The organism is Petrotoga sp. HWHPT.55.6.3 (genome assembly GCF_002895495.1).
Classification (GTDB): Bacteria; Thermotogota; Thermotogae; order Petrotogales; family Petrotogaceae; genus Petrotoga; species Petrotoga mobilis.
In genome coordinates this window covers 16,965-27,719 of sequence record NZ_AZRJ01000033.1, presented here as the reverse complement: position 1 = coordinate 27,719, position 10,755 = coordinate 16,965, and the positions used below count along the sequence as shown (strand labels likewise).

General features: G+C 33.6%; 10 protein-coding genes. 5 read left to right on the top strand and 5 right to left on the bottom strand.

The window, feature by feature from the left end; all coding sequences use genetic code 11:
* Positions 1-63: 63 nt before the first annotated feature.
* The 5 genes from X926_RS08610 to X926_RS08590 are packed head-to-tail and all read left to right on the top strand — an operon-like array spanning position 64 to position 4,358.
* Positions 64-1,962 (top strand): molybdopterin biosynthesis protein, encoded by a 1,899-nt coding sequence (locus tag X926_RS08610; RefSeq protein ID WP_103065783.1) that lies wholly within the window; start codon positions 64-66, stop codon positions 1,960-1,962.
* An 18-nt stretch (positions 1,963-1,980) separates the two neighbouring features.
* Positions 1,981-2,952, top strand: a complete 972-nt coding sequence (moaA, locus tag X926_RS08605) for a GTP 3',8-cyclase MoaA (protein ID WP_103065782.1) — start codon at positions 1,981-1,983, stop codon at positions 2,950-2,952.
* A gap of 2 nt (positions 2,953-2,954) precedes the next feature.
* Positions 2,955-3,437 (top strand): cyclic pyranopterin monophosphate synthase MoaC, encoded by a 483-nt coding sequence (gene moaC / locus X926_RS08600; protein ID WP_012208221.1) that lies wholly within the window; start codon positions 2,955-2,957, stop codon positions 3,435-3,437.
* The gene (locus X926_RS08595) at positions 3,415-3,864 is read left to right on the top strand and encodes an MOSC domain-containing protein (protein WP_196793038.1); all 450 of its coding nucleotides are present in this window, start codon (positions 3,415-3,417) and stop codon (positions 3,862-3,864) included. Before moaC ends, X926_RS08595 begins: the two co-directional genes overlap by 23 nt.
* An 11-nt stretch (positions 3,865-3,875) precedes the next feature.
* Entirely contained in the window at positions 3,876-4,358 is a 483-nt protein-coding gene (locus X926_RS08590; RefSeq protein WP_012208219.1) for a molybdenum cofactor biosynthesis protein B, read from the top strand.
* A 28-nt stretch (positions 4,359-4,386) separates the two neighbouring features.
* Here the strand turns inward: X926_RS08590 and X926_RS08585 are convergent, their stop codons facing one another.
* The 5 genes from X926_RS08585 to disA form a co-directional block, all read right to left on the bottom strand.
* A complete protein-coding gene (locus X926_RS08585) occupies positions 4,387-6,357 on the bottom strand; it encodes a glycoside hydrolase family 13 protein (protein WP_103065781.1) in 1,971 nt (656 codons plus the stop codon).
* 2 nt (positions 6,358-6,359) lie between these two features.
* Positions 6,360-8,189 (bottom strand): ribosomal protection-like ABC-F family protein, encoded by a 1,830-nt coding sequence (abc-f, locus tag X926_RS08580; RefSeq protein ID WP_369973691.1) that lies wholly within the window; start codon positions 8,187-8,189, stop codon positions 6,360-6,362.
* Between the two features lie 19 nt (positions 8,190-8,208).
* The gene (locus X926_RS08575; RefSeq protein WP_233186722.1) at positions 8,209-9,168 is read right to left on the bottom strand and encodes an ABC transporter ATP-binding protein; all 960 of its coding nucleotides are present in this window, start codon (positions 9,166-9,168) and stop codon (positions 8,209-8,211) included.
* Positions 9,125-9,577, bottom strand: coding sequence for an SsrA-binding protein SmpB (smpB, locus tag X926_RS08570; RefSeq protein WP_012208215.1), 453 nt, complete (start codon positions 9,575-9,577; stop codon positions 9,125-9,127). Before smpB ends, X926_RS08575 begins: the two co-directional genes overlap by 44 nt.
* Positions 9,578-9,642: 65 nt before the next feature.
* Positions 9,643-10,752 (bottom strand): DNA integrity scanning diadenylate cyclase DisA, encoded by a 1,110-nt coding sequence (disA, locus tag X926_RS08565; protein WP_012208214.1) that lies wholly within the window; start codon positions 10,750-10,752, stop codon positions 9,643-9,645.
* Positions 10,753-10,755: the final 3 nt, after the last annotated feature.

Here is a 10,755-nt window from a genome sequence, read left to right as displayed (position 1 = left end):
GGGCGAAGGGGCGCTATATAAGAGCTTTTCAAGGTGGTAAATTGAATTCAAGAAGGTGAATAAATGAGTAAAATATATTTAGAAAAAGTCTCTTTAGAAAAAGCTAAAGAAGAATATTTAAAGATTTTCAAAGACTATTCTGTTGAAACAGAGAATATTAAAGTTGAGAATTCTAACGGTAGAGTCACAGCAGAAGCTATCTATGCAAAAAGGTTTGGACCACATTATTATGCATCCGCAATGGATGGTATAGCGGTTAAAGCTTCAAATACATATGGAGCCAGTAAAACAAATCCATTGATGTTGAAAAAAGGTTTAGATGCGGTTATAGTTGATACTGGGGATCCGATACCAGAAGGATTTAATGCGGTTATAAAGATAGAGGAAATAAATGATGAAGGTGATTTTTACATTATAGAAAAAAGTGCTACACCATGGCAAAATATTAGAGCTATTGGAGAAAGTGTAATGAAAGGGCAATTAATGTTCCCAGTAAATCATATGATAAGACCTTATGATGTAGGATCTTTATTAGAAGCAGGTGTGAAAGAAATCAACGTTAAAAAAAAGCCTTTGATAGGGATCATTCCAACAGGTGATGAGATTATTCCTCCCAATCAGGAACCAGAAAAAGGTCAACTTGTGGATTTCAATTCGACTATGATGAAGATTTATGGCGAACAATGGGGGGCAAAAGTTTCAATTACCGAGATCCTTCCCGACAAATATGAAGATCTCAAGAAAAAAGTGCTGGATGAGATAGAAAAAAACGATATTTTGATCATTATAGCGGGTTCTTCTGCCGGTAGGGAAGATTATACCGAGAAAATTTTAAATGAAGTAGGAAGAGTTGTTGTACATGGAATTAACATAATGCCTGGTAAACCAGTCATTCTTGGTGTTATAAAAGAAAAGCCGGTAATTGGTATACCTGGTTATCCTCTATCTGCTTTGCTGAATTATTATATTTTTGTACGAACCCTTGTGTATCAGATGTTAAGTTTGGACGTTCCAGAAACACCATATATAAATGCGGTTGTTCGTAGAAAAGTTCCTTCACAAGTTGGCTTGGAAGAATTTTTAAGGGTTAATTTAGCTTTTATTGATGGAGAATACGTAGCCGTTCCAAGAAAAAGGGGTTCGGCTGCCATGGAGTCACTGGTGAATGCAGATGGTATTATGCCTGTCCCAGAAAAATCCGAAGGAATAGGTATCAACGAAAAGGTGAAAATATATATTTTGAACCCCATCTCCTCCATTTCAAAAAACGTGTTATTCATTGGGAGTCATGATTATTCATTAGACATATTGGTTAATGAAATAAAATCTCAAAAACTTGGATTTGACTTTAACATTCAATCTGTGGGGAGTATGGGAGGATTGATGTCGCTTAAAAGAGGCGAGTGTCATTTGGCTGGAGCCCACCTTTTGGATCCACAAAGTGGAACGTACAATAAAACTTACGTTAAAGAGATTTTAGGTGATAAAAAAGTAACTATGGTTAATTTAATTTGGAGACAACAGGGTTTAATTGTACCAAAAGACAACCCTTTAGGATTAGGAAAGATAGAGGATTTAATCCGTCCAGATATTAACTTTATCAATAGACAGAAAGGTTCAGGTACCCGTGTATTACTAGACTATTGGTTGAACAAAAAGGGGATACCTTCAAAATCAATTAGGGGATACGAGAGAGAAGAATTCACCCACACTGCTGTTGCAGCAGCCGTTGCAAATAAATCTGCAGATGTAGGATTAGGGATAAAGGCAGCTGCCGATGCGATGGATTTGGATTTTATACCTCTTTTAGAAGAAAGATATGATTTTATAATTCCAACTGACTTTCTACAAGATACCAGGATGGGAAAAATTCTTGAGGTTATTAATTCTGAAAAGTTTAAGAGCCAAGTAATTGCATTGGGGGGTTATAGAACAGATAATACAGGTGAAATAATGTCATAAAAGGAGAGTTCAATTATAATGATTGATAAATACGGAAGAAGTATCGATTATCTTAGAGTATCGATAACAGATAGATGTAATCTACGTTGTATTTATTGTATGCCATCTCAAGGTGTGACTTTCAAGACCCATAGCAGTATTCTACGATATGAAGAAATAATCAAAATCGTTGAAGTAGGTACTGAACTTGGTATAAAGAAAGTTCGTATCACAGGTGGTGAACCTCTTGTTCGACAAGGCGTAGTAAATTTAATCAAAGAATTGAGGAAAATTCCTGAACTTGAAGATATTACTATGACAACTAATGGCGTTCTTCTACCAAAATATGCATTTGCTTTAAAAAGGGCAGGTTTGTCTAGGGTTAACATTAGTCTTGATTCTTTAAATCCCGATACCTATAAAACGATTACTCGAAGGGGCGAATTTTCTCAAGCAATTGAAGGGATTAAAGCAGCACTTGAAGTTGGCTTAAATCCAGTAAAGATTAATACCGTTGTGATGAAGGGTATCAACGATAATGAATTGGAAAATTTCGTTAATCTCACAATAGATAAGGACCTACATGTGAGATTTATTGAGTATATGCCTATGGGTGAAACAAGCCTTCTTTCTGGTAATTATTATGTTTCTCTAAACGAATTCAAGGAAATAATTATCGATAAGATGGGTATGGTCCCTGTAAATATACAAAATAATGGCCCCTCAAAGGATTTCAAAGTCCCTGGGGCAAAGGGAACTGTAGGATTTATTACCGCTATTAGTCATAACTTTTGCTCAACATGTAATCGAATGAGATTAACTGCTGATGGATTTTTGAGGCCTTGTCTTGCCAGCGATGTTGAAGTAAATATGCGCGATGAAGATGGAAAGATCTCTTCAGAAGGTGTGAGAGAAAAGTTTGAAAAAGCTCTTCTTCTTAAACCCATTAGTCACAACTTTTACAAAAATGATTTTTTCCCGAAGAAAAATATGTCTCAAATTGGAGGATAGGTATGAAAGAATTTACTCATATAGACGAAAAAGGTAGAGCAAAGATGGTTGACGTTACAGATAAAGATGAAACCAAAAGAGAAGCTATAGCCTATGGGCAAATAAAGCTAAAAGAATCAACCCTTGAAAAGATAAAGAACGGTCAGATAGAAAAAGGAGCTGTTTTAGAAACCGCAAGAGTGGCTGGAATTATGGGTGTTAAGAAAACATCTGAGTTAATCCCAATGTGTCACCCTTTGCTGATAACCGGCATAGATATAAAATTTGAATTTGAAAATGCTACAACTTTAGGTATCTACGCAACGGTGAGAACAACAGGTAAAACGGGGGTTGAAATGGAAGCATTTACAGGTGTTTCAATAGCAGCTTTGACGGTATACGATATGTGTAAGGCTGTAGATAAAGATATGGTGATTAAAAATATAAAATTAATGAAAAAGACGGGAGGTAAAAGTGGGACTTATGTTAGAGAAAACGATGATTAGAGAAGGTAAAGTAGTCAAAGTTTGTAAATGTGAAAAAAGAGGAATGCTCAAAAAAATCCAAGATAAGATAAACATTATAACTAACTTTGGTGTAGAGGGTGACTATCATGCAGGAAAAAGTCATAGACAAGTCAGTTTGTTGGGCATAGAAAGCCTTGAAAAAATAGTAAAAGAAAGGAATTTAAAATTAAAAGATGGATATTGCAACTTCGCACAGAATATAACCATAGAAGGGATAGAGTTATATAAATATCCTGTGGGAACCAAATTTAGAGTAGGTGAGAGTGTATTACTCGAAATTACTGAAATAGGAAAAGCTGGAGAATTCAATCCTGACAATATAATGCTGACAGAGGGGATTTTCGCCAAAGTTTTAGAAGGTGGTATCGTGGTTCCAGGTGATAAATTAACGATTGTATCAGAGTAGGGGGTACAGTAATGATTAAAGTTGCAATAATAACAATAAGTGATAAAGGATCAAAGGGTTTAAGACAAGACAAAAGTGGTGAATTACTAATTAAGATGATTGAAGAAGAAGGTTGGATTAAAAGTTTTTACCTAATAATTCCCGATGAAAAAGAAGAAATAGAACAAAAATTAAAAGAAGTAGCCGACAATAATATTGCAGACTTAATACTCACAACAGGGGGAACGGGTTTAGCTCCAAGAGACGTTACTCCGGAGGCTACGAAAAACATTATCGAAAAAGAGGTTCCAGGAATTCCAGAAAAAATCAGATATGCCACGGGGGAGAATACCCCAATGGCATATCTTTCTAGAGGAGTTTGTGGAATTAGAAAATTCACTTTAATTATCAATTTTCCAGGTAGCACTAAAGCGGTTAAAGAATGTTTTGAAGCTGTTAAAGATCTTATCCCACACGGAATTAATATTTTAAAGGGTGAGATTACAGAACATTAAAAAAAGCCATATATCCAAGCAAGGGGAATCAATTAATTTTAAATACAAGGGCAATTTTCTCTGGGATTTTTAGAGATTTTTTGCCATCGTTATAAGAATTATCTTCTAAATTGAAATCTTTTGTAGCGAATAAAAGTTCTATTTTGCCTTCTTTTTTATCGAGTAGCCATAATGGCAGTTCAACATTGATCTCTTTTTCTTCTCTATTTATAACGGTGATTATATTTTCACTTTCATTCCATGAAACATAAGATACGTATCCTCCGTTCCAATCAAGAAAATCAAAAGATCCCTTTCTCAATGCAGGATGTTCTTTGTACATTTTAATTAATTCTTTTGTGAAATTAAACAACATTTTATTTTCTTTTCCCCAAGGGTAAGGTCTTCTATTATCTGGGTCTGTCCAACCTTCTAAACCTATTTCATCACCGTAGAATAATCCAGGTGATCCTGGAAGAGTAAACATTGTGACTAATCCTATTTTGAAAACATCTAGATCTTTACCAATGGAAGCTTCCTCATGTGTTTGTGGCCCTAATCTACCAACTTTTTGTGTGGTTCTTGTCATCCATCTAGAATGATCATGGTTGCTTAGTTGGTTTAAAGCAATAAATTTACTATTCATGGGTAATTGAGATAAAGCCCATCTAACTGAGTTAACGAAATACTCAGCATTTTTTAAGAGCTCAGGTTTATAATGCTCGTTGTGTTTTTCCATGCCTGTAAGAAAATAACTAACCGGATCCATACAGGTTATATAATTCATTATAGAGTCCCAGCATTGTCTTTCTAACCAAGCAAGAGGTGATTTATAAATTTCTGCAAATATTATCGATTCAGGATTTGACTTTTTTACAACTTTGTAGAAGAATCTCCAAAAGGCTGTGTTCATTTCAAAAGATTTACCTAAATCATCCGCAACATCGAGTCTCCATCCATCTGCATTGAAAGGTTCACTTACCCATTTTTTCCCAATATCCGCTATGTATTTCCATAAACTAATATTTCCATAATTCAATTTTGGTAGGGTGTGAAAACCCCACCATCCCTCATAGCTCTTTTGGGCATCGTCCCAATAAAAATAACTTTTGTAGGGAGAATCATCCCTATGTAGACTACCTTCACCATACAAATCCATTTCGTCTACCCATTTATGAAAAGAACCACAATGGTTGAAAACACCATCTAAAATAACTTTTATATCTTTTTCATGGGCTTTTTGAATAAGACTTTTTAGAATTTCATCGCTTTTTTCGAGGTTCTTTATAGAGGTAGTTCTGACTTTGTATTTTTCGTTAAGATCTTCAGAATCTTCCTCTATAACCCCAAAATGAGGGTCTACATGTTCGTAATCTTGAGTATCATATTTGTGCGGACTTGGAGAAACAAAGATAGGGTTTAGGTAAATCGTTTCCACTCCTAAATCTTTTAAGTAGTCAATCTTTTCTAAAACTCCTTGTAAATCTCCGCCATAAAACTCTCTATGACCATTTTTAGGATCTGGCAGTGAGTTCCAATCTTTTTTCAAAACTTCTTGACCATCGTATTGATACTCGTGAGATACTGGATCGTTTGTTTCATCTCCGTTTTTAAATCGATCAACAAATATTTGATAATATATTGAACCATGGGACCATTTTGGAGTTTTAAAATCTGCAACGAGTACAAAGTCATGAATAGTGCGATTTTCTACAATCCCCATAGCGTCATAGAACATTTTTTTGCCCTTTTCTATTAAATCTATTTCGAAATGGTACCTAACAATTCTGTCTGGCATTTTGAAAGTACTTTCAAAAAAATAAAAGTAAGTACTTTCTTTTGAGAGTTGCATTGGTTTATGTTGATAATTTTTTAAGTTTTTTTGAGGAGTAAAAATAACACTTCCGATACTTTTACCTAAGTATTTTGGAATTCTCAGTTTAATCGTTACCTTGTCATCTATGCTTGGCTCCTCGGGATAAAGATAACAGCTAGTTTGATCAGAATATATGCCTTTCATAATTATCCTCCGTAATTATTGTTTGAGATTTGAGTATGTTGATTTAATTCTTCTACATATTTACTTTCCAGTTTTTGTAGTTTTGTAAGTTCCTTTTCTAATTTGTTTTTTTCTTCAATTAATTCTAACACCTTATTATAATCGTCTCCATACTCAAAAAGTTTAGCTTCAACTGAATCTAACTTTTCAAATAGCAATTCCGATTCAACTCTGATTCTTGAAATTTCTTTGTTCAAAGTTTTTATTCTGTTTTTTATTTTTTTATTTTGTTCGTATTCTTCGTTTACTTTTTTTTCTTTTTTTATTTTAAAAGAGTTATTTTTTATTTCTTCTAAAAGAGGTTCAATATTTTCAGATATTTTGGATTCACCGTTATCTATCAAAAGGAATTTGTTTGAGATATTCTCGATAAAAGATTGGTCATGTGAGACAAAGATTATGGCTCCCGTGTACTCCTTAAGTGCTTGCTCCAAACTTTCAATCGTTAGGATATCCAAATGGTTGGTGGGTTCATCCAATATCAAAACGTTTGGTTTCTCAAGTAAAATTTTAGCTAATGCCAATCTGGTGAGTTCTCCACCAGAGAGTTCGCTTACTTTTTTGAACACTTCGCTAGAATAGAATCCAAATCTCCCAAGATACTTTCTTACTTCGAAATCTTTCCAATCCTTTACCAATTCCCACGTTTCATTCAACACGTCATATTCTTGAGAAAGATTAGATATAACTTGATCTAAATATCCGATTTTGATATTGTATCCCCACTCAATGCTCCCTTCATGATTTTCTAATTCGCCTATCAATAATTTTAGTAAAGTGCTCTTTCCGCACCCATTTTTTCCTAAGATGGCTAATTTCTCTCCTTCGTAGAGTTCAAAAGAGATGTTTTCTAGTAATTTTTGTTCTTCGTTGTATGAAAAAGATAGGTCTTTAACCTCTACTACCTTGTAACCAGTTTTTGTGGGTTGGGGGATCTTTACGTCTATACCTTTTTCTTCTTCAATATTTTGAATCTCTTCGAGTTCATTTTTCAACTCTTCCAATTTTCTCTCGCGGATTACGGCTTGTCTAACCATTTTTTCTGTAGCCCAACTTCGGTAACGCTCTATCATTTTTTCGAGTCTTTCGATTTCTTTTTGCAAGTTCTGTTTTCTTGAATTTACTGAATTTATATAAATTTCACGTGATTGAATGTATTCTTTGTAAGTCCCTTTGAATTCCCAAATCTTAGAATTGTTTATTTCCCAATATTTGTTACACAACTGTTTTAAAAATGTCCTGTCGTGGGATACTATAACCATCGCACCTTTGTAATTTTTGAGATAGTTGATTAACCAATCGATAGAGAAGAGATCCAAGTGATTAGTAGGTTCATCAAGAAGTAATAAATCGCTTTTTTCAGAAAGGGTTTTTCCGAGGGACAATCTAGTTAGTTCACCGCCACTTAAACCAGAAACATTTCTGTTCCATTGGCTTTCTTCGAAACCAAGACCCACTAGCAAACTTCTGACAGTCTTATCGACTATGTGTTCAGGTGTGTTTTTTGAGACACTTTCTTTTATAAAGTCATACAAAGTAGGATCTGTTTTATTTAAATCTAATCTATATTGCTTTAAAAGAGATATATTTAAATCATTTCTCTTGAGCACCCGTCCTTCGATAGGCTCAATATTTCCTGAAATAATATTCAATAAAGTAGTTTTTCCTGCACCATTTTTACCTATTAAAGCGATCCTATCGTTTTGATTTATAACCAAGTCGACATCGTAAAAGAGGTAAAATTCACCAAAATTATGAGACACATTTTCAAGTCTTAAAAGCAAATTTATCACCTTAAGTATTTTATTTCTATCATTGATTTGGGGTGGATATTATATAAGAATATATGTCTTCCAAAGTTGGACGTAATTTTCTTATCGACACTTTGAAATTATTCATTGTAAAGGTACTATCTTTTGAATCGATTATTAATTTTTCTTTGGATAAGGGTTTTATTGCCAAAACATCAGAGAGATCTTTTAAATAGGTTAATATTTTTTCATGGTCTTTTTCTTCAAAAGTGAGTTCATAAATATTAATTATAGAATCGAACCTTTTATAAATATTTTCTATATTGTCTTTGATAACAATTTTTCCATCTATGATTATCCCCACACTTGTAGCTAATTGTTCAACTTCCCATAAATAATGGGATGTTATCACTATTGTGGTTCCATTTTTGATGTTTTCGTTCAGTATATAACGTCTTATAAATCTTGAGGATTCTACATCTATGGCATTTGTTGGTTCATCCAACAAAAGTATTTTTGGAGATTTTAATAATGCCCTAGCTATATTCAGCTTCTGCTTGTTGCCAGAAGAAAGGTTTTTAGTTAATTTGTTTTTATATTTTTCCAATCCAAAACTATGAAAAAATTCGTTAATTTTTTTATCACTATCTTCGATATTTGAGGCTAAAGAAAACAATTTTAAATTTTCATAGGGGGTTAAATCATTTTCCAATACAGAGTAATCAGAGACTAAAGAGATCACTTTTCTAAGGTTTGGTTTGTTTTTCGAAAGATCTTTTCCGAGTATTTCCACTTTTCCTTGTGAAGGGTTTAAAAGCGTGGAAATAGTCTTCATAATGGTGGATTTGCCTGCACCATTGGGACCTATAAGTCCAAAAATCTCTCCTTCGTTAATTTCTAGATCAACGTTATCAACCGCAACCGTTTTCCCGAATCTTTTTGTTAATCCCTTAATTGATATTGCTGGTGAGATTTTTTCAGATATTTTCATATTTTTGTTGTTTTCTAATTCTCCTTTCATACTCTTTTTCTGCAATCTTTTCACGCTTATCGTATTTTTTCAATCCTTTAGCCAAAGCGATTTTAACTTTTATCAGCCCTTTATTGTTAGTATAGATTTCGAGCGGAATCATCGTCAAGCCTTCCTGTTGAACTTTAGATTGCAAACGCCTTATTTCTTTTTTATGAAGTAAAAGTTTTCTAGGTCTTTCTGGATCGTGATTAAATATAGATGCCCCTGAATAAGGGCTGATGTGAACATTATATAAAATCAATTCGCCTTTTTCTATTTTACAGAAACTATCCTTGAAATTGATTTTTCCAGCTTTGCTGGATTTTACTTCTGTGCCCAATAAAGAAATCCCTGCTTCAAAGGTTTCTATTATTTCATAATCGTGAGTAGCTTTTTTGTTTCTTGCTAAAGTTGTTATATTTCTTCACCTCTAAAATTGTGATGTTTTTACAATATTAAATTGAAAAACTATTAATAGTGTTATTACTTCTTTTCTTTGCTTATTATTTGTGCAGTTTCCTCTTCTATTTCCTCTTTTTCTCTTTTCTTTTTATTCAATGTTCCCAAGATTATTTCCGCCCTTCTTTTGCCGATTCCACTTATATCTGTTAATTCTTCAAAAGTGGCGTTCATTAATTCTTGAAGGTTTTTAAAACTTTCCACAACTTTTTTTACCGCAGAAGTTGGTAACTTAGTAGAATAAAGGATTCTGTAGCCTCTTGATGTTAAAGCTGTTTCTTCCAGATCGTCTTCAGATGAAACATCAATATAACCTAAAGTTTTTGCTATTTTGAAGGGATCGACCAAATCGTTAAAGTCTAATTCTTTGAATATGCTTGTCGCATCTTCGGGTCTTTGATACTTTAAGTTTTCTGAGCTGTAATCCATTATAACAGCACCCACATACTTAGGGACTGTCCTTAAGATTTCTTCGTATTCTAATTTTGCACTTCCAGCGATTTCTCCTAATTCTAATAAATATTTTTCAGCTCGTTGTACAATTTTTATCGTTAGTAAACCTTTGGAAAGTATCTCAACAACGTCAGAGAGACTTACATTTCCCCTTGTCTCTTCGATGTTCAGATAGTCTAAAAGGTTCATAAAGCTTTGTCTATATCTTTGTGCAATGGTAATTTCTTGATTTAATCTAGCAAATAAAACATTTTCAGGTAGAAGTTCGTATTTCATTTTATTATAATACACTGAAACAATATTTCTTCTTTTAGAAACTGCGACTGTTAAATCTCCCGTTTGAATAGACACTTTTTCTGCAGTTTTGTGTCTCATGCCGGTTTCTGAACTAGGTATGCTCTTATCGGGATTAAGTTGTGCATTCGCTGCAAGAATTTGAGTTCCATCACTGTTTAAAACAATAGCCCCATCCATTTTTGAAAGTTCATAAATTTTTTCAGGTAAAAAATCCGAATCAACTCTAAAGCCTAACTGTATTAGACCTTCTTTAAGGTGCTTTTCAGGTTGTGAGCAAAAAAACAACAAAGCCCCCAAATTTGCTTCCATTATCCTGTCTATACCTTTTCTAATAGGCTTTCCCGGAGCCAACAATTCAAAAATTCTTTCTAATTTCTCATTCAAAAT